Source organism: Paenibacillus sp. FSL F4-0122 (genome assembly GCF_038002845.1).
Taxonomy (GTDB): domain Bacteria; phylum Bacillota; class Bacilli; order Paenibacillales; family Paenibacillaceae; genus Paenibacillus_AQ; species Paenibacillus_AQ odorifer.
On record NZ_JBBODI010000001.1, the window covers coordinates 3,619,564 to 3,643,636 of the forward strand.

At 46.9% G+C, this 24,073-nt stretch carries 19 protein-coding genes; 15 read left to right on the forward strand and 4 right to left on the reverse strand.

Annotated elements, in window-relative coordinates; genetic code table 11:
• Window positions 1-18 precede the first annotated feature (18 nt).
• Complete coding sequence (locus MHH49_RS15630; protein WP_036679597.1) at window positions 19-846, reverse strand: TerC family protein; 828 nt, start codon at window positions 844-846, stop codon at window positions 19-21.
• 662 nt (window positions 847-1,508) lie between these two features.
• Between MHH49_RS15630 and nifB the strand changes: the two genes are divergently transcribed.
• The 10 genes from nifB to MHH49_RS15680 all read left to right on the forward strand — a co-directional run bounded on the left by nifB (window position 1,509) and on the right by MHH49_RS15680 (window position 12,442).
• Window positions 1,509-2,885: a nitrogenase cofactor biosynthesis protein NifB gene (gene nifB, locus MHH49_RS15635; protein WP_038573093.1), complete on the forward strand. Its 1,377-nt coding sequence runs from the start codon at window positions 1,509-1,511 to the stop codon at window positions 2,883-2,885.
• A gap of 3 nt (window positions 2,886-2,888) precedes the next feature.
• Complete coding sequence (gene nifH, locus MHH49_RS15640; RefSeq protein WP_235219430.1) at window positions 2,889-3,758, forward strand: nitrogenase iron protein; 870 nt, start codon at window positions 2,889-2,891, stop codon at window positions 3,756-3,758.
• Window positions 3,759-3,833: 75 nt separating this feature from the next.
• The gene (nifD, locus tag MHH49_RS15645) at window positions 3,834-5,297 is read left to right on the forward strand and encodes a nitrogenase molybdenum-iron protein alpha chain (RefSeq protein WP_036679590.1); all 1,464 of its coding nucleotides are present in this window, start codon (window positions 3,834-3,836) and stop codon (window positions 5,295-5,297) included.
• Complete coding sequence (gene nifK / locus MHH49_RS15650; protein WP_339809287.1) at window positions 5,294-6,835, forward strand: nitrogenase molybdenum-iron protein subunit beta; 1,542 nt, start codon at window positions 5,294-5,296, stop codon at window positions 6,833-6,835. Before nifD ends, nifK begins: the two co-directional genes overlap by 4 nt.
• A gap of 77 nt (window positions 6,836-6,912) precedes the next feature.
• Complete coding sequence (gene nifE, locus MHH49_RS15655) at window positions 6,913-8,277, forward strand: nitrogenase iron-molybdenum cofactor biosynthesis protein NifE (protein ID WP_339809288.1); 1,365 nt, start codon at window positions 6,913-6,915, stop codon at window positions 8,275-8,277.
• Window positions 8,267-9,604 (forward strand): nitrogenase iron-molybdenum cofactor biosynthesis protein NifN, encoded by a 1,338-nt coding sequence (gene nifN / locus MHH49_RS15660; RefSeq protein WP_076296891.1) that lies wholly within the window; start codon window positions 8,267-8,269, stop codon window positions 9,602-9,604. Before nifE ends, nifN begins: the two co-directional genes overlap by 11 nt.
• Complete coding sequence (locus MHH49_RS15665; protein WP_036679578.1) at window positions 9,570-9,974, forward strand: NifB/NifX family molybdenum-iron cluster-binding protein; 405 nt, start codon at window positions 9,570-9,572, stop codon at window positions 9,972-9,974. Before nifN ends, MHH49_RS15665 begins: the two co-directional genes overlap by 35 nt.
• Window positions 9,958-10,524, forward strand: coding sequence for a DUF269 domain-containing protein (locus tag MHH49_RS15670; RefSeq protein ID WP_076296890.1), 567 nt, complete (start codon window positions 9,958-9,960; stop codon window positions 10,522-10,524). The genes MHH49_RS15665 and MHH49_RS15670 overlap by 17 nt, the downstream gene beginning before the upstream one ends.
• Window positions 10,525-10,562: 38 nt before the next feature.
• Window positions 10,563-11,315, forward strand: a complete 753-nt coding sequence (locus tag MHH49_RS15675) for a HesA/MoeB/ThiF family protein (protein WP_076223453.1) — start codon at window positions 10,563-10,565, stop codon at window positions 11,313-11,315.
• Window positions 11,312-12,442 (forward strand): homocitrate synthase/isopropylmalate synthase family protein, encoded by a 1,131-nt coding sequence (locus MHH49_RS15680; RefSeq protein ID WP_038573087.1) that lies wholly within the window; start codon window positions 11,312-11,314, stop codon window positions 12,440-12,442. The genes MHH49_RS15675 and MHH49_RS15680 overlap by 4 nt, the downstream gene beginning before the upstream one ends.
• Before the next feature lie 91 nt (window positions 12,443-12,533).
• Here MHH49_RS15680 and MHH49_RS15685 read toward each other — a convergent pair whose 3' ends face one another.
• The 3 genes from MHH49_RS15685 to MHH49_RS15695 form a co-directional block, all read right to left on the reverse strand.
• Window positions 12,534-13,424 (reverse strand): carbohydrate ABC transporter permease, encoded by an 891-nt coding sequence (locus MHH49_RS15685; RefSeq protein ID WP_038573086.1) that lies wholly within the window; start codon window positions 13,422-13,424, stop codon window positions 12,534-12,536.
• 27 nt (window positions 13,425-13,451) lie between these two features.
• Window positions 13,452-14,336: a carbohydrate ABC transporter permease gene (locus MHH49_RS15690; RefSeq protein WP_036679565.1), complete on the reverse strand. Its 885-nt coding sequence runs from the start codon at window positions 14,334-14,336 to the stop codon at window positions 13,452-13,454.
• Between the two features lie 207 nt (window positions 14,337-14,543).
• Window positions 14,544-15,920, reverse strand: a complete 1,377-nt coding sequence (locus MHH49_RS15695) for an ABC transporter substrate-binding protein (protein ID WP_036679562.1) — start codon at window positions 15,918-15,920, stop codon at window positions 14,544-14,546.
• Between the two features lie 238 nt (window positions 15,921-16,158).
• Here MHH49_RS15695 and MHH49_RS15700 point away from each other — a divergent pair, with 238 nt between their 5' ends.
• The 5 genes from MHH49_RS15700 to MHH49_RS15720 all read left to right on the forward strand — a co-directional run bounded on the left by MHH49_RS15700 (window position 16,159) and on the right by MHH49_RS15720 (window position 23,333).
• Complete coding sequence (locus tag MHH49_RS15700) at window positions 16,159-17,979, forward strand: sensor histidine kinase (RefSeq protein WP_076099471.1); 1,821 nt, start codon at window positions 16,159-16,161, stop codon at window positions 17,977-17,979.
• Entirely contained in the window at window positions 17,980-19,635 is a 1,656-nt protein-coding gene (locus MHH49_RS15705) for a response regulator (protein WP_038573084.1), read from the forward strand.
• Window positions 19,636-19,706: 71 nt separating this feature from the next.
• The gene (locus MHH49_RS15710) at window positions 19,707-21,398 is read left to right on the forward strand and encodes a glycoside hydrolase family 13 protein (protein WP_076099470.1); all 1,692 of its coding nucleotides are present in this window, start codon (window positions 19,707-19,709) and stop codon (window positions 21,396-21,398) included.
• Between the two features lie 151 nt (window positions 21,399-21,549).
• Window positions 21,550-22,284 (forward strand): class I SAM-dependent methyltransferase, encoded by a 735-nt coding sequence (locus tag MHH49_RS15715; protein WP_076099469.1) that lies wholly within the window; start codon window positions 21,550-21,552, stop codon window positions 22,282-22,284.
• 38 nt (window positions 22,285-22,322) lie between these two features.
• Window positions 22,323-23,333 carry an MBL fold metallo-hydrolase gene (locus MHH49_RS15720; RefSeq protein ID WP_076099492.1) on the forward strand — a complete coding sequence of 337 codons (1,011 nt, stop codon included), beginning with the start codon at window positions 22,323-22,325 and terminating at the stop codon, window positions 23,331-23,333.
• The last annotated feature ends 740 nt before the right edge of the window (window positions 23,334-24,073 follow it).

The window sequence follows — 24,073 nt, forward strand, 5'->3', positions numbered from 1 at the left end:
GTGGCTGTATTTTAACGATTATTTACCGAGTTGTTTGTCTACTTCTCTAACCGGATTCTCGCCAACATTCTCTTCAACCTTGTGGCTACTCATAAACCAGCCGATTACAGCGATGAGTACGAGCACAACGTAGAAGGTGGCTTTCCACCAGGTACTATGAGCGAAATCTTCGGACAGAACACCAAGTGAAGGGTGCGCCAATGTAATGACTGACAGCTTAACACCCACCCAACCTACGATAAAGAAGGCTGCAATTTCAAGTCCTGGACGGGAATGCAGCAGCTTAACGAAGAAGGAAGCTGCGAAACGCATAATGACCAGACCGATAAATCCACCGGCAAAGATGACGAGGAATTGTCCGCCATCGAGGCCTCCGATTTTTGGAAGACCACTTGCAGGAAGAGCAACCGCGAGTGCAACTGCGGCTAGGATGGAATCGACCGCGAAGGCGATGTCAGCGACTTCTACCTTCAGAACAGTAAACCAAAAGCTGGATTTCTTTTTATTGACCGCACCGTCAGTGCCGCTTTCAGCAGCTTCATCTGTGACGGGCTTCTTAAACAACAGTTTTCGGAAAATATGATTACCCGCGATAAATAATAAATAAATCGCGCCGATGGCTTGTACTTGCCAGATATCGACCAGATAGGAGATGACAAATAGCGAACCGAATCGGAACACGAAGGCCCCCGCTAATCCGTAAAACAGCGCTTTTTTTCTTTCCTCATCAGGAAGGTGCTTAACCATAATTGCCAATACCAATGCGTTATCTGCGGCGAGTAGTCCCTCTAGTGCTACCAGAACAAGCAATACCCAACCGTACTCTAATAATAATCCCCAATCCATTACTGTTGTCCTCCCTTTTTGAATGCAAATATCTACCAAAAGATATCTACCCTACCATTTTAACCAAATTTATATAAAAAAGACCTTTACCAAACAGATTAGCCTTTGGAATAAAGGTCTAACCTGATTGGTAAAGGTCTCGCTAACAATGTGAATTGCCAATAAAGCCGGAGAATATCCTCATATTCTCGTATTGACGACTTTATTTAACAGCTACTCCCCTTTACGGGATATATTAAATTTTTAAGATTATTCAATGTGTTCTTGCCTAAAGAGATCATATACGAGATGAAAGTCATTGTCAATAAAAGTTGCAGAAATAAATGGATTCTATCTTTTAAGAATCATTAAAATGGCCAGAAACATGACATGATGACGGAAATCAACAGAGATTGAATAAAAATGGAAACGGAAACATGATACATTTAGGTTATATAAACTAACATTTAATATGACGAAACTGCAAACATAAGGAAAAACAGGACTTAAAAAGGAAAAACTCGATTGACGATGTAGGTTGATGAAAATATGATGAAACTAATCAAAGCAATCGAACATGGTTTGTGTTAACTAAAATTACATCAGTTGTTCTGTTGAAGTGAGTTTTACTGCGAAGAAGTACTAGAAGTTCATGTTGCATAAAACTTTTAGGAGGTGGGGAAATGCCGCAGACGTCATCGAGGTTATCCATTGAAGCAGAGGAGGAGCTCAGCCGCCATCCCTGCTACAGCGAGGAAGCTCATCGTTTTTTTGCTAGGATGCACATCCCGGTTGCTCCCGCCTGTAACATCCAATGTAATTACTGCAACCGAAAATTCGATTGTGTGAATGAAAGCAGGCCTGGTGTAGTTAGTGAAGTGCTAACTCCAGAGCAAGCTGAAAGAAAAGTGAAAGGTGTAGCCGCACAGCTGATGCAACTGTCGGTAGTTGGGATTGCAGGTCCGGGTGATCCGCTGGCGAATCCAGAACGAACCTTTGACACGTTCGAACGAGTCAAGCGGCAGATCCCTGATGTTACCCTTTGCCTGAGTACTAATGGATTGACCCTTTACAGGCATGTAGACGCCATACTAGCGCTAGGTATCCGTCATGTCACGATCACCATCAATGCCATTGATCCCAATGTGGGCCGTGAAATTTATCCATGGGTTGTTGACGAAGGGGTCCGGTACGAAGGACAAGAAGCAGCGGAGCTGCTGATCAGCCGCCAGCTTCAAGGTTTGGAGCTGCTGGCACAGCAAGGTATTCTTGTTAAAGTTAATTCCGTTATGATTCCAGGGGTCAATGATCATCATCTCCCTGAAGTATCGCGAACAGTTAAAGCGCTCGGGGCAACTCTGCATAATGTGACGCCTTTAATTATCGCACCGGGAAGTCAGTATGAACGGGATGGGCGCAAGGCGCCGCGTCCTAAAGAACTGCACAACCTGCAGGAAGTGCTTGGGCGCGAAGGAATGAAGGTCATGCGCCATTGTCGGCAATGCCGTGCTGATGCCATTGGGCTGCTGGGTCAGGATCGTAATCAGGATTTTATATTAGAAAAGATGGATGCAAATCCAGTTATAAATGAGCAAGCTAGAGCGCTCTTTCAACGTGAACTCGATGCCAAAATCCGTCAGCGTGTCAAAGCCAAAGAGCTAAGGCAGAACTCTTTCCAGCAAGGGCAGCACACCACCAAAGTCGCTGTTGCTACACGTGGTGGGGATAAGGTCAATCAACATTTTGGCCACGCGACAGAGTTCATGGTTTATGAAACAGATGGAGTAAGCGTGAAGCTGCTAGGTGTCCGAAAGATTCAGGCCTATTGCCACGGTAAAGCGGATTGTAATGGGGATAAGAATACCACGCTACAAGAAATTATTTCTATATTACAGGACTGTCAAATATTGCTCTGCTCTGGTATTGGCGATGTCCCTCGCGCCAGCTTAAATAAAGCCGGGGTATTGCCTCTGGTGCGTAAAGGTGAAATACAGGATGTGATTCTCGAAAGTGTGAAGATCAGCTCTTATTTTGAAAATATATCGATTTCGAAGGGATGATGAATGATGAGACAAATTGCTTTTTACGGTAAGGGCGGTATCGGTAAATCCACAACTTCGCAGAACACTTTGGCGCAGCTCGCCACTAAATTTGGTCAAAAAACAATGATCGTAGGCTGTGATCCTAAAGCGGACTCCACACGGTTGATTCTGAACACCAAAGCTCAGAATTCAGTGCTCCAATTGGCAGCTGAAAGAGGAACGGTTGAGGATTTGGAGCTTGAGGATGTAGTTCAGTTGGGATATGGCGACATTCTTAATGTGGAGTGCGGTGGACCTGAACCGGGTGTGGGGTGTGCCGGCCGCGGGATTATTACAGCGATTAATTTTTTGGAGCAGCAAGGGGCTTATGAAGGATTGGATTTTGTATCCTATGACGTACTTGGTGACGTGGTATGTGGTGGATTTGCAATGCCGATCCGTGAGAATAAAGCACAGGAAATTTATATCGTATGCTCCGGGGAAATGATGGCTATGTATGCGGCCAATAACATTGCGCGCGGAATTCTAAAGTATGCCAACAGCGGTGGCGTAAGATTGGGCGGTCTGATCTGCAACAGTCGTAATACGGACCGTGAGGATGAGCTCATTATGGAGCTGGCACGCCGTTTGAATACACAAATGATCCATTTTGTCCCGCGGAATAATGTGGTTCAGCATGCAGAGCTGAGAAGAATGACCGTAGCCCAATATAATCCTCATCATCAGCAAGCTAGAGAATATGAGATTTTGGCAGAAAAGATTCTGAATAACAATATGATGACAATCCCGACCCCGATTTCTATGGAAGAGCTGGAGGATTTACTCATGGAATTTGGTGTGATTGAGGATGAAGAGACCGCGCTGAAAAAGCTGAAGGCATCTGGCCAATAATTAGGTTCGTCCGGTGAACAGGAGTGGAGAGACGGCTGTTCACCGGATCACTCTAAGGGATGAGGAGGATTCAGAATGGGGCTAAATATCGAAGATAACCAAAAGATGCTCGAAGAGATTCTTGAGGTTTACCCGGAAAAGGCACGGAAGGATCGTCAGAAGCATTTTGAAATCAATAATGAAGAGTTAATAAACTGTGGCAAATGCGCCATCAAATCGAATATGAAGTCCCGTCCGGGGGTTATGACCCAAAGAGGATGTGCTTATGCCGGTTCGAAGGGCGTGGTCTGGGGCCCGATCAAGGATATGGTGCATATCAGCCATGGTCCTGTAGGTTGTGGGCAATATAGCTGGGGAACAAGACGGAATTATGCCAACGGAACACTGGGCATTGATAATTTTACGGCTATGCAGGTGACGAGTGATTTTCAGGAGACAGATATTGTATTTGGCGGTGACAAGAAGCTTGAAGTCATTTGCCGTGAAATTAAAGAAATGTTCCCACTGGCTAAAGGAATTTCGATCCAATCAGAGTGTCCTGTGGGGCTAATCGGAGACGATATTGAAGCGGTGTCCAAAAAAATGTCTATCGAGCTAGGTCTCCCGATCATTCCCGTTCGTTGTGAAGGATTCCGTGGGGTTAGCCAATCCTTGGGTCATCATATTGCTAACGATGCGATCCGTGATTTTCTGATGGGGAAGAAGGAGCTTGCGGAATGTGGTCCTTACGATATTAATATTATCGGAGATTATAACATCGGTGGGGACGCTTGGGCTTCACGCATTTTACTGGAGGAAATGGGTCTGCGTGTTATTGCGCAGTGGTCTGGGGATGGAACCATCAATGAATTGGCGATCGCGCATAAGGCGAAGCTCAATCTGATTCACTGTCATCGCTCCATGAACTATATGGTAACGACGATGGAGAAAGCATATGGGATTCCTTGGCTGGAATACAACTTTTTCGGGCCGACCAAAACAGCTGAAAGCCTTCGAGCCATCGCCGCAAGGTTTGATGAGTATATTCAGGAAAACTGCGAGAAAGTCATCGCTAAATACACGCCACAAATGGAGGCGATTATCTCTAAATTTAAACCCCGGCTGGAAGGTAAAAAGGTCATGCTGCTGGTAGGCGGATTACGTGCCCGCCATACACTGGGGGCTTATGAGGATCTGGGGATGGAGGTAGTGGGCACAGGTTATGAGTTCGCTCACAAGGATGATTACGAGAAAACATTCCCTGAACTGCCGGAAGGCACTATTATCTACGATGATCCAACCGCTTACGAGCTGGAAGAGCTTGCGCAAAGACTTGATATTGATCTGATGGGCTCGGGTGTGAAGGAGAAATATGTGTATCACAAGATGGGTATTCCTTTCCGGCAAATGCACTCTTGGGATTATAGTGGTCCTTACCATGGCTATGACGGGTTTAAGATTTTTGCTAAGGACATGGACATGACCATTAACAGCCCAGTGTGGAGCTTGATCAATTCAGGGAAAACAGGATCACTCCCTAAAAAGGAGGCGGGCGTATGAAGGACAAACTGGAGATCCCGGATTACAATACATTATTTCAAACTGAACCCTATGTGAAGCAACGTGAAGGGAAAAAAGCATTCGAGGCACCCTGCAGTGAGCAAGAGACAGCGGAAGCATTAGCCTACTCGAAGTCGTCTGAATATAAGGATAAGAATTTTGCTCGCACCTCACTGGTAGTTAATCCTCATAAAGCATGCCAGCCCCTAGGAGCCTTGATGGCTGCGCTGGGATTCGAAAAAACTCTGCCGTTTATACATGGCTCCCAAGGTTGCACTGCGTATTTTCGTAGTCATTTGAGCCGTCATTTCAAGGAGCCAACCCCCGCGGTTTCTTCCTCTATGACAGAAGATGGTGCGGTGTTCGGAGGGATGAACAATCTTATTGATGGTCTTGAAAATAGTGTGGCGCTCTATAAGCCAGAGATGATAGCTGTATCCACTACATGTATGGCTGAGGTTATAGGGGATGATCTGCAGGCTTTTATATCCAATGCCCGCCAGAAGGGTGCAATTTCGAACGAAATTCCAGTGCCCTACGCCAACACACCAAGTTTTTCCGGATCACATATTACAGGTTACGATTCCATGTTAAAGTCCATCCTCAGTACCTTGTTCATCCGCTCTGGGATTGAAGCTACCTCTGGCAGTGGAGAGGGAACTGGAGAGAAGCTGAATGTCATTATAGGGTTTGAGCCTTATACGGGGAATTTTGCGGAAATTCGAAAAATCCTTGCCGCGTTTGATACAGGCTACACCTTCCTTGGTGACCACAGCGGCAATTTTGATTCCCCGGCTACAGGAGAATATTCCTATTATTATGGGGGAACGAAGCTGGCAGATGTGCCGAAGGCAGCTAATGCGTTGGGAACTCTATCACTTCAGAAATATTCTGTCAAAAAAACATTGGAATACATCAGCAGCACATGGAAACAACAGACCGTTGCGATGTCGACTCCACTGGGCATTAATGCGACAGATCGGCTAATAGAGTCTATCAGTGAATTAACGGGATTGCCCATTCCGCCTGAGCTTGTGGAAGAACGTGGCCGGGTAGTGGATGCTTTGCTCGATAGCCACCCTTATCTGCATGGCAAACGAGTGGCTTTAGTTGGCGATCCGGATTTGCTGATCGGCCTGATTGAATTCTGTCTGGAAGTCGGTATAGAGCCTATTCATATTGTGTGCTCCAATGGGGAAAACGGATTTAAAGAAGAAGCGAAAGCTCTGCTTGCTGCCAGTCCCTACGGAGCAGAAACAACGGTTCATATCGGAAATGATTTGTGGCATATGCGCTCGCTGCTGATTGATGATCCTGTGGATCTGGCCATTGGAAGCTCTCATCTTAAATTTGCTGCCAAAGATGCCGACGTTCCTTTGATCCGTGTAGGCTTCCCTGTCTTTGATCGCCATCATCTGCATCGTTATCCGATTATCGGTTATCAAGGTGCCTTGAACTTGTTAACTACTATAGTAAATACAATCCTGCAGGGGTTGGATGAGGATTCATCTGGCTTCAACCACGATCTTGTTCGTTAGTCCAATATTTATCGTAGTGACACTGAATAATTGAGCATTTTAAGAGTAAGGAGTATTCAGTTACGGGAGGTGGTACGATGGAGTCCATCAGAAACGATGTATTCGACGCGCAAGCTTGCGGGAGCTTAACTCCGAAATCGAAGCCATGTCCACGCCCCAAGCCGGGCGAAGCGGCTGGGGGCTGCTCCTTCGACGGAGCCCAAATCACGCTGCTGCCGATCATGGATGCTGCGCATCTCGTCCATGGGCCGGCTGCTTGTGCCGGGAATAGCTGGGAAAGTAGAGGGGCTTTGTCAAGCGGGCCATCACTTTCACAATACGGATTTACTACAGATCTCAACGATAACGACATTATTTTTGGCGGAGAAAAGAAACTGAAAGATAGTATCGACTATATTGCCGGGCGCTTTATGCCTCCGGCAATATTTGTATATGCGACCTGTGTGACAGCATTGATTGGCGAGGATTTGGATGCGGTATGCAAGGAAGCGGCAGGCAGATTGGGGCTTCCTGTGATCCCCGTGAACAGTCCCGGATTCGTAGGCAGTAAGAATCTTGGAAATCGGCTGGCTGGTGAAGCGCTGCTACAATATGTCATTGGCACAGGTGAACCAGAGATTGAGATTCCTTTAGGTGTGAATTTGATTGGAGAGTACAATATCGCGGGTGAAATGTGGGATATCGAGAAATTAATGAAGAGTGTTGGAATTACGCTAATGTCCAGAATTACAGGGGATGCAAGATATAAGGAAATTACATGGGCACATCATGCAAAAGTGAATATGGTTGTGTGCAGCCGTGCATTGTTAGGTCTGGCAAAAGAAATGGAGGCAAGATACCACATTCCCTATTTCGAAGGCTCCTTCTATGGGGCCAAAGAGACAACTTATTCCTTACGTCAAATGGCTTATTTGCTGAATGACCGTGAGATGGAGCGGCGTGTGGATCGGTTGACGGAACGAGAGGAAAACAGACTGATTCAGGAGCTGCGGCCCTACCGCAAGCTGCTTAAAGGAAAGAAAGCAGTTCTCTATACGGGTGGAGTAAAAAGCTGGTCGATTATTTCCGCACTGAAGGAGTTAGGCGTTCAGGTGGTAGGTGTAGGCACGAACAAAAGCACGGAAGATGATGTACGGCGTATAGCGGATCGTGTTGGTGATGACACCGAATATATTCCGGAGGGCGGGGCAAGCCGAATTATCAAAACCGTCCGGGATCGTAAGGCAGATATTATGATTGCTGGCGGACGGAATATGTATGTGGCAATGAAAGAGCAGATTCCGTTTATCGATATTAATCAAGAAAGACACAAGGCCTATGCTGGTTACGAAGGTTTACTAAGGCTGGCTAAGGAGCTGACGTATTCTCTTGATAATCCAATCTGGAAGCTGGCTGCCAGTGCCGCTCCCTGGGATAAGGGGGAACCTTCCTATGACCGTTAACAAAAGGAGTAAACCGACTTCGGTTAATCCAATGAAAATAGGCCAATCCCTTGGTTCCGTACTGGCATTTCAGGGTTGCTACAAGGCATTGCCTATTGTGCATGGTGCGCAAGGTTGTTCCGCATTTCCGAAGGCGCTGCTTACCCGGCATTTTCGTGAGCCTATAGCCGTACAGACCTCTGCTTTGCAGGAGATGGATGTAATCTTTGATGCGAATCGTAATTTAGAGGAAGCTCTAAATACCATACTCAGTAAACACCGACCAGACATTATAGGCATTATTGGGACTGAGCTGACGGATGTGGCAGGAGTGGATTATCAATCCATGCTCAAGACCTATAAAAGGGAGCGGAACATGCGGGGTGGGCTTGCTTTTTCCGTCACCTTACCAGACTTTCGTGGTTCATTGGAATCGGGGTTCAGCTCTACCGTGGAGGCGATGCTTGATGAGATGATCCAGCAGGTAGGCCATCGGGGTTCAAGGAGTGTAAATACACGTCAGATTACCCTCTTGCCGGGATCGTTTCTGACGCCGGGTGATGTGATGGAGCTGAAAGAAATGATATCCTCCTTCGGTTTTGAGGTAATCGCTGTACCTGATATTTCGACCTCTTTGTCTGGGCATCTGCTGACAGGATTTTCACCGCTGACAAGAGGTGGGGTGCCTCTGGATTCGATGCTGCAAAGCTTGCATTCGGGTCTAACCATTGCCATCGGCGGAAGTATGGAGCGTCCAGCTAGAAGACTGCATAATGCGCTGGGAACTCCCTACAAAGTATTCGAGAGTGCGATGGGGCTTAAAGCAACGGATGATATTTTGCAATTCCTGCATCAAATTAGCGGGGAGCCGGTACAGCTTCGTTATTGCTGGCAACGGGAGAATTTATTGGATAGCATGCTGGATGCTCATTTTCAATTTGCGGGGATGTCTGCACTTGTCGCGCTGGAGCCAGATCATTTGTATACCGTATCTTCTTGGCTCGAAGAGCTGGGGGTGGAGCAAAAGGCCCTGGTCACCTCCTATGAAACTCCTTTGGTGGTTGAGATGGAACGAGAGGTATGGGTCGGTGATCTGGATGATGTTGAGTTTTTGGGTAAAGGTGCAGATTTATGGATCGGTAACTCACATGGGATAAATGGAGCGGCGCGGTTAGATGCAGCATTTATGGCGGCTGGATTTCCCGTTTGGAATGAGCTTGGTGCTTATATGGCCACCTCTGTAGGGTATCGGGGAGCGATGGAGTGGACGAATAAAGCGGCGAATCTGTTAATGCGAAGGGAGGAGGAACATCGTGAAAGTAGCATTCGCTACAGAGGATGGAATTAGAGTGAATGCCCATTTTGGGCAGAGTCCGATGTTCGCAATTTATAAAGTTACCAAAGGTGGCGGGGAGCTTATAGGTCTTCGTAAACTGCCAACGATTCTCAATCAGGATGAAGCAGGCAAAATAGAGAGTCGTCTGGAGGTGGTAGAGGATTGCACGCTAATATTCATCATGCAGATTGGAGCCTCAGCAGCGGCAAGAGTCACACGTCGTAAAATTATGCCGGTAAAGGTTCCGCCAGGCAGTCCTATTGATGAGCAAGTGAAGCGGATTGTTGAAATGCTACAGGGCAAACCACCGATGTGGCTAGCCAAGGTATTACATGCTGAAAATGAAGCGGAAGGGGCGAGTGTAGATGGATCCCATAGCTAATGAGAGTTCTGCATTAATGGGCCGGGTTGCTCCGGAAGCGGCAGTATTAAAACGTCGTTGTCGAACCACGGAGAAAAAGCTGGATAAAGATATAGCAGAGATGCTCATACGCCGGTTGTGTCAATTGCTTGATACAGAAGACTTTTTTGGAAGGCATGATTCTCTTTCACCACAGAAGAAGATCGAACGATTGTTTCTCGCTTCCCCTGAAGACAAGAACAAATCTGATTTTAACTGCGCGGTTTCTCCAAAGGTCCGTTTGCAGGTTCCTCTCTTGTTTCAGGCGGTGGCGGGCGTGATCGAGGAGAAAAGTGGGGTTCTGGTTCAGAGCTCTTCTGAAATAAATGGGGAAGGATTTGGGCGTGCTCTTTTATATAGTGATCGGATTATTCTTGTGTTAAAAAGCTTGAGAGCAGGTTTTCCGTTTCCTTTTACCTCGGAGGATAAAGTAATTCGCTACGGCGTTGCTTGTGTAGAAGAAGGGCTGGCCTTTATGGATAAATTTAATGAAATGACAGCTCTCTATGGAACGGATGGTCTGGAGGGTTAGATTCCAATGATGCAGCTCAGCCACAGGGAGGGAGCAAAATGGAGCAGCTTGTAGGCGGCACCGAACTGGAACGATACGCACGCCAATTGAAGCTGCTTGGAGAAGGCGGGCAGAAAGCGCTAAAAGAAGCTACAGTGATGATTGCTGGAATTGGTGGGCTTGGAGGCACTGCCGCACTTTATTTAGCTGCTGCCGGAATCGGCAAGCTGATCTTGGCGCATGAAGGAAACATTGTGCCTCCAGATTTAAATCGACAGATTTTGATGGACAGTGATCATTTGGGTATGGAAAGGATGAGCACAGCAATTCAGCAGCTAAAACGTCTGAATCCAAATGTTGAAATTGAAGGATATAATTCGAAGATTGAATACAATATGGCAAAACCTTGGGTAGAGCAAGCTAATATAGTGATTGATGCACGGTATGATTTTCCGGAAAGATATACGTTGAACCGCCTATGTGTAGAAACCGGCACGCCAATGATAGAGGCGGCGATGTATGGATTTGAGATTTCACTAACAACGGTTATACCTGGTGAAACCCCTTGCTTAGAGTGTCTTTATCCGGATGTTAATCCAGAATGGGAACCGTTTGGCTTTCCAGTATTGGGAGCAACCTCCGGAATTGCGGGTTGTCTGGCTGCGTTGGAAGCCGTAAAATGGGTTACAAGGGTAGGGACGACTTATGCGGGCGTAATGCATCGCTTCAATTCACTCGACTTCGCCTGTTACAGCGTCCATATTACCCGTAATCCGAATTGCACTTGCTGCGGAGAGGAAGGTAAACCGTGAAAAGTCTCAGGCTATGTGACACGACACTTAGGGATGGTGAACAGGCGGCTGGAGTTTCATTCACGAGGGAAGAAAAGCTGGAAATCGCAAGGTTGCTGTCGGAATGCGGAGTGGAGCAAGCAGAGGTAGGAATTCCTGCCATGGGCAAGCAAGAGCAAGAAGATATTGCGGCTATCGCTGATTTAGGTCTTCCTATGAAGATGATGACCTGGAATCGGGCCTTGGAAAGTGATATCGACAAAGCATGGGCGACGGGTGTGAACTGGAGTCATGTATCGATCCCTGTCTCGGAAATTCAATTACAAGGTAAGCTAGGTTTAACACCTGCCAAAGGTCTGACAAGATTACTGCATGCGACGGAATATGGTCAACGGCTAGGAATGACTGTGTCGGTGGGGATGGAGGACTCTTCAAGGGCGAGTATGGAGTACTTGGTTGAACTGGTAAATACATTATATAAAGAAGGCATTCGTTGGTTCCGTTATGCAGATACGGTATCTGCTCATCATCCGGGTCAAATGGCAGAGCGGGTAAGCACATTACTTAGTGCTGTTCCTGCAGATGTAGAGCTTGAGGTACACTGCCACAATGATTTTGGTCTTGCGGCTGCAAACACACTTAGCGGTATTGCCGCGGGTGCGGTCTGGGCAAGCACTACGGTGGCAGGGATTGGTGAACGCACCGGGAATGCAGCATTGGAAGAAGTAGTGATGGCTTGGCGTTATCTTTATGGCGGGGAGAGCAGCGTGCGTCCAGAGTGTCTGAAGGGGGTGGCGGATAGGGTGATCGCAGCCTCGGGCCGAAGTGTCGGCGATGCCAAACCAATCGTCGGATCACTCGCCTTCACACATGAATCTGGGATACATGTTGACGGTTTGTTGAAAGAAACAGCCACCTACCAGACCTTTGATCCCACTGAGGTGGGGAGAGCACATCATTTTGTGTTAGGTAAACATTCCGGAAGTGGTGGAATCATGCATGTTCTGAACGCACATGGTTTAGAGGTTAGTGCGGGAACCGCGGGACGTTTGCTTGAACGGGTGAGAGACTATGCCGAAGTTAATAAAGTGAATGTGCCAGAGCTCCTCTTGGTTGAATGGCTGAGGGAGGATTGGCAACGACCGTAAGGGATATAATAAGAATGAATAAAGGCTGACAAGACGGGTACGAAACCTGTCTTGTCAGCTTTTTTATGTTGTTATGATTAAGTTTATTGTGTTACCCCTTAACCGCTCCAGCGGTAATTCCCTTGGTCATCTGTTCTGTAAAGAGCAGGTAGATCAGGATGGTTGGGATAGCGATGATCGTCATAACCGCGAACTGTGCACCATAGTTGGATGAATACTCACCAGTGAATTTCATAATGGAGAAGGGAATCGTCTTAAGATCTTCCGAGGTGAGGAAGGTGTTCGCCATAATGAATTCATTCCACGTGCTGATGAAGTTGAGCACACAGATGGTTGCCAGCGCCGGTTTGGTGATGGGCAGGATGATACGGAAGATTAACCCGTAAATGCCACTGCCATCAATAACGGCGGACTCTTCAATAGCCCGTGGGATGGTCTCCAGGAACCCGGTCATAATCAGCACACTCATGGGGATGACAATGGCTGAGTAAGGCAAAATCAATGTGTACATATTGTTCAGCATCCCAAGCTTGTTAAACAGAATGAAGTTTGGCAGCAATGTGGCGTGAATGGGAATGATCATGCCTAACATGATTAGAGAGAGGACGATGCCACTTAGCTTCCATTTCATCCGGGTAAACGCATATCCCATCATCAGGGACACCAGCGCAGAGAGCATAACAGTAATCACTGTAATGATAAGACTGTTGGCAAAATAACGTGGCACACGCCCGTAGGTAAAAGCGTTTCGATAGTTCTCCCACTGGGGTGGAGAGGGCCATTTCAGAAATGAGCTTCCAAAGAACTCACCGCTCTTGAGCAGGGAATAATCGATCAACCAAATAAGCGGAAATAACTGAATCAACGCCATGATACACAGGAACACCATCATTAGGATTTTGCCCGTTGTAGGCTTTCTGCGTTCTTGTTTGTGAAGGTTTAGCTTAGGGGGTGAAGCGGCAGGCGATAAGGAATTATTCATAGGATTTCCTCCGGTTACAGGGTTTCTTTAAAATTCTCCGATATCTTTCTTTAAAATCTTGTTGAGGATAACGGTTAGGATCAGGCAGAACACAATAAACAGAATCGAAATGGCATTACCATAACCGTATAGCGATGATGAGAAGGCAGTTTTGTACAGATAGTTCCCTAGGAACTGTGTGCTATTTGCAGGGCCACCGTTGGTCATTAAGAATACGGTTTCCATTTGCTTAAGGCAGGTGGTGACGGCAATGATGATGGCAACCCGCATCATCGGCGAAAGCAGCGGAATGATGATACGCGTGTAGAGGGTGAAGTTGTTGGCGCCGTCGATTCTTGCGGCTTCGCTTAAATCTTCCGGAATGCCTTGCAGACCTGAATAATACAGCAGCAGTGCATACCCAAAGCCTTGCCACATAACAACAATGATGATGCACCAGATGGCCGTCTTTGGATCACCGAGCCAATCATGCGTAAGTGCATCCAATCCAACTCCGCTTAGCAGCTTGTTGAGCAGTCCGTAGTTTGGATGGAAAATTCCGGTCCACAGCTTGGCTGTAACGACGACGGAAATTACAGCGGGGATAAAAAAGATCGTCCGGAATATTTTTTCGTATTTGCCGGAATTGGTTAGGAATATCCCCATGAGAATGGCAAAGGGATGTTGTAAAAATACAGTGGCGGCGGTCAGGAGCAGGGCATTGACTAGCGATCTCCAGAACACTTTGTCATGAAATAGAATTTCACGGTAGTTATCAAAGCCGATGAAATTGTATTTGCCGATTCCGCCCCAATCCGTAGAACCGTAATAAGCGCTCATGAAGATAGGGATGCAGATCATAAAAGCAAATAGGAACAGTCCAGGTGCGATGAGTAAGAATATCGCTTTTTTGTCGCTTAACACTCTGTGCATGGAAATCTCCGTCCTTTTAAAGAGTAATCTATCTATTACCATCGTAACGGGAAGCCAGGCACCGGAACATGCCGTAAATTTCAGATCGGTGTATACATTTTTTCGAAAACAAAACCCCGGCCTCTGGGGGAAGCCGGGGTTTGCGCACTGCCATCTATTAGGTTACTTCAGGAGCGCTAAGGTTCATGTTTTTTGTAGTTCTCTGGTTTATTTACCAGCGAATTTATCGGATGCAGCATCCAGTGCTTTGGCGAATTCCTCAGGGGTAATTGCATCAGAAAGCAGGCTTTGATGCGCCTCCATTACCTTTTGCTTGAACTCATCGTCACCCACATCCTGCAGTGGAGTACCGCTGGAAGAGGTCATGGAGCTGAATACTTCAATCAATTCTTTTTGCAGCTGGGTTTCGTTACCCGTTAGGAATTGATCGAATTGCTGCGCAGGTGTACCCGCGCCGGCTTGCCATAGCATTTTAGACCAATGCTCTGGAGCGAAGAAATATTTCAAAAAATCAACAGCGGCTTCAGCATGTTTGGAATTTTTGCTGACTGCATATCCGCCACCATACCAAGCGGCATCATCGGTTGCTTTACCTTTATCTGAAGCTGGGAAAGCGAAAGCACCTACGTTATTGCGGAATTCTTCAGAGAAGTTCTCGTCTGTTGCCAGACCCGACTCCCAAGCGCCCATAAAGAACATGGCAGCTTGCCCTTGTCCGAACAAGTTGCGTGCAGCACCGTAATCGGCAGTCAGCCAGCCATCGGCAAAACCTTTAGCATCGGCAAATTGCTGCATTTCAGTTGCGGCTGCAACGAGACTAGGATCTGTAAAGGATATTTTACGCGCAACAGCTTCATCCATTGTATTGAAATCGCCAGTCTGACGTTGGGCTACAAATTCATACCAGATAGGCAGTGTCCAAGCGTCCATACCATTCATAGCGATCGGGTTAATTTTCTTGGCACGAAGTGTTTTGACGGCGGCAAGCAAATCATCTGTGGTTTTTGGAACCTCGATGCCGTTGTCAGCGAATATTTTTTTGTTATAGTACATGACCATGTAGTCGGCACCACGCGGCAAGCCGTAAAGTTTACCATCTTTACTGAAGCCGTCCATGGATCCGGACACAAACTGATTACCTTCGAAGTCAGCGCTGTTCAGTTCAAGCAGCAGATCGTTATCCAGCAGCGGACTCAGGAAGGAGGGCTGACCCCAGGCTTGAATGATATCAGGCAGCTGATTGCTGGAGGCATACACTTTGATTTTTGATTTGTAAGGCTCATCTTGAAGCGCTTCCACTTCAATCTTGACGTTAGGGTTCTCTTTCATGTAAGCATCGATAATGTCTTGCTCTACCTTACCTGAACCATTTGCCCGATCCGCGAGCGCGGTGAAGAACTTCAGTGTGATTTTTTCGGCGGGTGTATTTTCCCCTGCACTTGCTGTTGCTTCGGCAGTAGCTTCGGCCTTGTCATTTGTAGGTGCATTGGTAGCTTTCGCATTGTTATTTCCGCCACCGCAGCCTGCGAGCAGAGCTGGTAGCATTAGACTCATAAGTGCTAGCTTTATTCCTTTACCTTTCATCAAAAACCCACCTTTTTTATGAGATATATTTCCACGAGAACGGCTGTCATCAAACGAGGACGACAATGTCGTTTCTTCTTGCATCCCCATCTTAAGAGTTTATGACCGATAGAAACATGGTCCATATTTAAGAACTATGTAGGTATTTTTCAGTGATTGTAAAAAGCTGGTTCAGGGTTTAATGATTTCAGTTATACTTGGTTTACACATTTATTGATTATACATGAAGGTGGTTCTCATGAATCGAAACATCCGCTTATTAAGCCGTTATCGCCATCTTCCGCTCCAGTTTAAGCTGTTATTATGGTTTGTGCCGCTGCTTCTCGTGACTATATTCGCTATGGGGTGGAACTCCTATCAGATCTCTTCGCAGCAGGTGGTGGAGAAAATGAAACAGTCACAGGATCACCTGACCCGAAAAACAGCAGAGCAGATTGATGAGATGGTGAGGGGAATGATTTCTTTTTCCAATACACTCTTTCTGGATGAAAGTGTGCAGCGGCTCTTAGTGTCGTCAGAAGCACAAAAAGAACGAAATTCCGTATTTAAAACGGTCACCAACCTGATGGTCGCTGGCAACTCGATTCAATCCCTGATTCTATACTCTTTGGAAGACCAGAATAACGGGGCGGAGCCTTTTGCTGCGAACCAAGCCGGATTGACAACTGGCATGAAGTTCTCTAACTTTATCCAAACCTCGTACTACAAGGAAGCCGTTGAAGCCGCAGGTAGTCCAACCTTTGGATTGTCCAGACCCACGGATGGCATATTTGTTGGTGATCATTATCATAAGATTGTACTTTCCAGAATTATCAAGAATGTATATACTTTAAAACCGGCAGGGCTTGCGGTGATCGGGGTCGATGCTGGTAAGATTGGAAGCCAATATCTAGACAACTCTGAAGATGATGTAGATATGTTTGTGGTAGATCGAGACGGGCTCATCATTACGGCTTCTAACAAGAGCTGGATCGGCAAAAGAGATCTTGATCTTCCGTATTTTGCGGACAGCGATCCTAAGTTGAGCCTAAAGGAGAGGCTGGAGTCTACAGCGGATCACAAACAGTGGATTGTCTCGCATCTGCAGTCAGAAACGACGGGTTGGTATGTAGTGGTGGTGCATTCCAAACGGCAGCTTGTCAAAGAGCTGGGACAGATTTCACAGGTCACGGTGACGATCGCTTTTCTGTGCTTAGCAGTTAGCTTAATGGTTACCTGGCTCGCCGCCGCCTCAATAACGAAACCGCTGAAAAAGCTTTCCCGCTCCATGCGCAGATTGCAGACAGGGGATTTCACGCAGCGCGTATTTTTTGAAGGAAATGATGAGATTGGTCTCTTGGGCCATGGTTATAATCTAATGGTGCAGCGGATCAAATCGCTCATCAATGATGTATATGCCTCCAAACTGAAGCAGCAGGAAGCAGAATTGAAAACGCTTCAGGCACAGATCAGGCCGCACTTTTTATATAACACGCTGAATACGATTTGTTGGGAAGCTGAGAAGAAGGGCGACAAAGAAATAGCGGATATGGTCTATTCGCTTTCTCAAGTATTCCGGCTGAGCTTAAATGATGGGCGGGATACGTTTACATTAGAACAGGAAGTAGAGCTTGTGACGAATTATTTGTTCCTGCAAAAAAATCGGTTTCGAGAACGTTTTGAGTTCGAAATTGCCTTGGATGAGAGTATCAAGGATTTCACAGTTCCGAAGCTGCTGCTCCAGCCACTGGCGGAAAATGCAGTGATTCATGGGATCGAGCCACTGGCTGGAAGTGGGCTAATCTCGATTCGCGCCTTCCGCAAAGATAGAACTATTGTACTCGAGGTTCAAGATAACGGGGTGGGAATCACGCCGGAAAGACTTCAGGAGCTACATCAGCGTTTAGCGAGAGGAAGCTCTATTTCGGAGGAAGAGGAGAATGCTGGACGTTCGGGGTTTGCACTCTCGAATGTACAGGAACGTTTAGCTTTGTTTTTTGACGGAGCCTCATTGCAAGTAGAGAGTGTAGAAGGAGCAGGCACACGTATTATCATTCATATCACTGTGGAGGGTCCCTAAATGATGAAGCTGAAGCTGCTGATTGCTGAAGACGAAGACACCATCCGTGAGGGTATCGTCAATATGATTGACTGGAATTCGCATCAGATTGAGGTAATGGGCGAGGCGGGGAACGGAAGTGAAGCGCTGGCTCTGATGGAGTCTGAACAGCCGGATTTATTGTTAACGGATATCCGCATGCCGCAGATGAATGGTCTGGAGCTAATCGAAGCTGGACGGCGTCGCGGTTACGACTTTCGCTCGATTATTTTATCTGGATACAATGAGTTCTCTTATGCAAAACAAGCGATTGCGCTGGGGGTTGTCGATTACGTGCTGAAGCCGTGCCGGCCGGAAGAAATTCTGAAGACGGTACTCAAGGCTAAGGAGCTAATTGAAAGGCAGCGTTGTCAGGAGAATGAACAGCTAAAAAGAGATCGTTCCTGGCATAAAAATGCACCGCTTGTCAAAAGCCAAGTGCTGTCCCAATGGATTCATCATCCTCCGGTTCCGCTGGAGCGGCGGCAGGAGCTGATCGGTGAGTTAGCTATGGCTATTAGCCATGAAGGTCCGCAGATTGGGCTGGTCAGCTTTGATTTTGATCCTCCCTCTGCTGGTGGGTCTGGACAGGATTTTGTACTTTTACGTTACGCGGCCCTAAATATTATTAGTGAGACCTTGTCTCCTATCTATAAAGGAAAAATCGAGACCTTTCATGATGGCAATCTCCTGCTCTGGATCGGCAGTGGTTTAGCTGGAACGGATTCCCGCAAGTCTTACCGAACCCCCATCTATTTAAAAGAGCAGATCGGGATGCTGCAAAGCAATCTGGAGAAATACCTCAAGCTGTCAATCAGTATTGCTGTAGGCTCCTGTCGTGCGGATATTTCGGAAGCTCACCTGTCTTATAAAGAAGCGCTTCAGGCCATGGAATCCCGCTTTCTGAACGGGAAAGGCGGCGTTTATTTTTATACAGAAGGCTCGGGAGTTATTGGGGGTGGCGCACAGGAGATCGGGATTTTAGATGATCCTGAATTAAATGTGCTGGAGGATGAGATGCTTGTGGCAGTCGGTGCAGGAAGTAATGAGCTTGCCCTCGATCTGCTGGAGCAATGGCTGGAACGTTTTCGCGGAAACCCCGGATGCCTCAAGCAGGAGGTGAATATTCGGGCAACAGCTTTTGTCGTTCGCCTTAAGAGGCTTGCGCAGGAAAAACAAGTAGCCGGATTCGAATGGAAGCAGCATTTGGTCAATTGGATGGAGCAGGCACCACAGATCGAGACGCTGGAAGAATTGTCTACGATCCTGAATAAGATCATGCAGAATGTGGTGGAGGCTTTTTCTAAACATCGCCCTCTGCATCGAACAGTAGTTACAGCGCTCGAGATCATCCGTAACAAATATAATACCAATCTGTCTCTGGAATATGTTGCGAAGGAAGCTTATGTATCTAATACTTATTTAAGTTCACTGTTCCGCCAGGAGCTGGGTGTGAATTTTCTCGATTATTTGCATCAATACCGGGTAGAAGAGGCAAAAAAGCTGCTCCGCCAAAACTTAAAAATGTACGCTGTTGCAAAGTTAGTAGGCTACGGGGAAGAACGCCACTTCAGTGCTACTTTTAAGAAATGGACCGGACTTACGCCCTCACAATATCAAAAGGGACTAGGGAAGTAGGAGCAAATTGTTATCTACTAGGCTTTGTGTGGTTAAACTCTACATATAGCTAAATAGGAGGTAACCGAGAAATGAACCCGAAATGGTGGAAAGAAAGTGTCGTGTACCAAATTTATCCGATTAGCTTCATGGATAGTAACGGAGATGGGATTGGAGACTTGCAAGGAATCATATCCAGACTGGATTATTTGCAGGATTTAGGTGTAGACGTGATTTGGGTCTGCCCTATTTATAAATCGCCAAACCATGATAACGGTTATGATATCAGTGATTACTGTGACATTATGAAGGAATTTGGCACGATGGATGATTTTGACCATTTGCTGAGGGAGATGCACGCACGTGGGATGAAGCTGATGATGGATTTGGTTCTGAACCATACGTCACATGAGCACCCATGGTTTGTTGAATCCAGATCGTCGAAGGATAATCCGAAACGGGACTACTATATTTGGCGAAAAGGAAAAAATGGAGGTCCCCCGAATAACTGGGAGTCTTATTTCAGTGGCTCGGTGTGGGAGCTTGATCCGCGGACCGATGAATATTACCTTCACCTCTATTCCAAATATCAGCCTGATCTGAACTGGGAGAATCCCGTGGTCATTGATAAGCTGCATGAGATGGTGGAATGGTGGCTGAAGAAGGGTGTGGACGGATTTCGCTTTGATGCCATTGCACATATCGTGAAGACGAAAGGTTACCCGGATGCGGATAATCCAGGTGGAACACCTACCGTACGGGCTTATGGAATGTTCTCCAATCTGGCAGATGTGCATACCCTGCTACAGAATTTATATGATAAAGTGCTTTATTTCTACGATATTATGACGGTAGGAGAGACCTCAGGACTTGGACCGGAGCAGGCGCTAGATTACGTAGGTGATGGTCGCCGGGAGCTGAATATGACTTTTCAGTTTGAGCATATGTTTCTGGATGCCGCTTCGGCAGGTAGTGGAAAATGGGATGTCGTCCCATGGAGTCTACTGGAGCTGAAAAAGATTATGAGTAATTGGCAGACGGTTCTGCATGACAAAGGCTGGAATGCGAATTATCTCTGCAACCATGACCAGCCGCGCGCAGTGTCCCGGTTTGGGAACGACCTTTTTTACCGGATTCCTTCGGCTAAAATGCTGGCGACCTTCATTCACATGCTGGAAGGCACACCTTATATTTATCAAGGCGAAGAAATTGGAATGACGAATGTCTGTTTCGAATCCATTGATGATTACCGGGATGTAGAGACGCTTAATTATTATGAGGAAAAGCGAAAAAACGGCGTTCCAGAAGAGCAGATTATGTCTGCCATTCATCATAAAAGCCGGGATAATGCCCGCACCCCGATGCAGTGGGACGATGGTCACGCAGGTGGTTTTACGACGGGGACTCCTTGGATCGAAGTGAATTCCAACTATATGGAGATCAACGCTGGCAACGCGATTAAAGATCCCGATTCCATCTACAACTACTATAAACAGCTGATTGCCCTGAGAAAAAAACATAAAGTCATCGTTTATGGAGCCTACGAGTTGTTGCTTGCAGAGCATACAGAGATATATGCGTATACCCGGACATTGGAAGATCAGCGGCTGCTGGTTATTCTGAATTTTTATGATGGAGAGCCTGTATTCGAATGGCCAGCAGAGTTCCAACCAGAAAATATAGAGCTGTTAATTTCTAATTATTCCGTGGAAAAAGATGAGCAGATCCAACCGCTTAAACTTCGACCTTATGAAGCACGAGTATATTTGCAGCAGCTTGTGTAAAGGAAGCTGTAGGAATGAGTTGTCATGAAGGGGCTGAACGCTCACTGTGACAACTCTTCTTTGAGTTTGTGAGTAAAAGACTGTACAATGGCGATACATTAACATACATAGAGTGGAGTTACAGGAAGACGCCTGTGGGAGGAGAGACAACATGACTGAATGGTATGAAAAGAGCTTCGGAGAGGATTATCTGGTCGTATACAAACATCGAGACTTTGGTGGAGCTCGTAAAGAAGTTGAACGAATGATCTCGTGGCTGGGACTACCGCCAGGCTCCAAAGTGCTGGATTTATGTTGTGGGATGGGACGTCATTCACTGGCGCTTGCGGAAGCAGGGTACGAGGTAACTGGAGTGGACTTATCAGAGGTATTGCTGCGTGAGGCAAGATCTCAAACAGGAGCGGAGCAGGTAACTTGGCTGCGTTCTGACATGCGTGACCTACCGTTAACTGGAGGTTTCGATGCTGTGGTTAATCTATTCACTTCCTTTGGTTATTTTGAAGAGGATGAGGAGCAGGTAAAGGTTTTGCGTGAAATCTATCGGATGTTGAAGCCGGGTGGCAAGTTTGTTATTGATTATCTGAATCCTGCGTATGTGATTCGTCATCTGGTGCCGCATTCTACCCGCGAGGATGGAAAAAATCTGATTGATGAGTCGCGGCGGATCGAGGATGGGTACGTGAAGAAGGACATCATTTTAACCTCTAAAAATGATTCTACACCTCGCCAATATCATGAACGTGTGAAGCTGTATTCCTTGGAGAAATTCAGCGGGATGATCGAGGAAGCGGGTTTACAGCTCGAAGCTGTGCATGGCAGCTATGAAGATGAGGTTTATAATGCAGAAAGCTCCACGCGGATGATTTTTAGTGGAATTCGATCGTAATGGTATCAGGAAAAAGATTCAAAGGCGGTGATCGCACCATGTCTAAGGCGGATATCACTTCATGGGACGAGAACATTCTTCAGGTCTCGGTGCCCATGGACTCGCCGCTTCGTCAAGTGAACAGCTATATTCTGCCCGATGAGGATGGCAGAATTACTATTATTGATCCCGGTCCGCGTAGCCCGGAGACAGAAAAATGCTGGCAGGCGATCCTGCAGGAGCTGGGATTGTCGTGGAAGGACGTGTGGGATATCGTCGTAACACATCATCATCCCGATCATTATGGATTGGCGGGATGGTTGCAGTTACAGACCGGATGTAAGGTATGGATGACTGAACGTGCTCATGCCGAAGCGATGTTGATGTGGGGCAGTGACACGGATATCAATGAAGTTTTGCCGTTATATTTCATCGGACACGGAATGTCGGAAGAATGGTCGAGTGGAATAAAAACGCATTTGGAGAGCTTTGACGCTCAAGTGGAGCCGCAGCCGGTTGTAACTTATCTGAATGAGGTAGAGCCTTTCGGGATGGGGGGCCGTGAATGGCAATTGATTGTAACTGGCGGACATGCACCGGGACATGTGAGCTTTTATCATGCGGACAGCGGGCAAATGATCTGCGGCGATGCTGTGCTGCCGCAGATTTCGCCCAATGTCAGCCTGCTTCCAGGCAGCGATCCACAGCCGCTGCAGACGTTTCTTCAGGGGCTGCGGGAGCTGGGCAGCTATCCGGTCAGCATGGCGTTCCCGGGCCATCGGGAACCGTTCACGGGCTTCACGCACCGGGTCAGCAGCCTGCTCGCTCATCATGAGGAGCGGCTGGATACCGCTGCAGCCTTGCTCGCAAACTGCCCGCTGAGCGGCTTCGCAGTCTGCGAAATTCTGTTTCGCAGCCGGGTAACCACCGTTCACCAGATGCGCTTTGCGATGAGTGAGACACTGGCGCATTTAGCGGAGCTGATGCGCCGGGAGCGGGCAGTGATGATAGAGGCGGACGGTGCTATATTATTTGCAGCATCTCAAAGTGCTGGAGACCATGTTAGTTAGAGTTTCTAGCGGGCTCGAAGAGTGATGAGTGATGAATGATGATTGATGAAATGAATTGAGATGTGAAGGTTATGATCAAGTAGAGGTACAGAGCAGTCCTGTGTTATTGGGACTGCTCTTTTTTTGGGTTTTGGTTTTAGTGACTAAGGAGAGAGTATAATTCGGTGCTATTTATATGAATATTGAGCTCCTCAGTCCGATCGCATACCAAACTAACCTTTGATTACATACTCATGCGTTAGGCTGATCATTTGGACTAACATTTGATTACTTTGCTTACGCGTTACACAGGTCATTCGGACTCAGATGCAGCTATTCGTGAGTTTTGGGGCTTTTGAGGTTAGTATCGGACCGGAGAGGCGTTATTGCTAGTGCAGAGGGTAGTTATTGGTCATTTTTGAGTGAATAGCGACTCTGGAGTCCGAAAGTGTCCAAATCTAAGGGGATTGTGAGTATAGTGTCACCTGAGTCCGAACGCATTACCAACTAACATTTGATTACTTTACTTATGCGTCACACAGATCATTCGGACTCAGATGCCGCTATTCGTGGGTTTTGGGGCTTTTGAGGTTAGTATCGGACCGGAGAGGCGTTATTGCTAGTGCAGAGGGTAGTTATTGGTCATTTTTGAGTGAATAGCGACTCTGGAGTCCGAAAGTGACTAAATCAAGGGTGTTTTATGGAAATAGGGTCACCTGAGTCCGATCGCATTACCAACTAACATTTGATTACTTTACTTA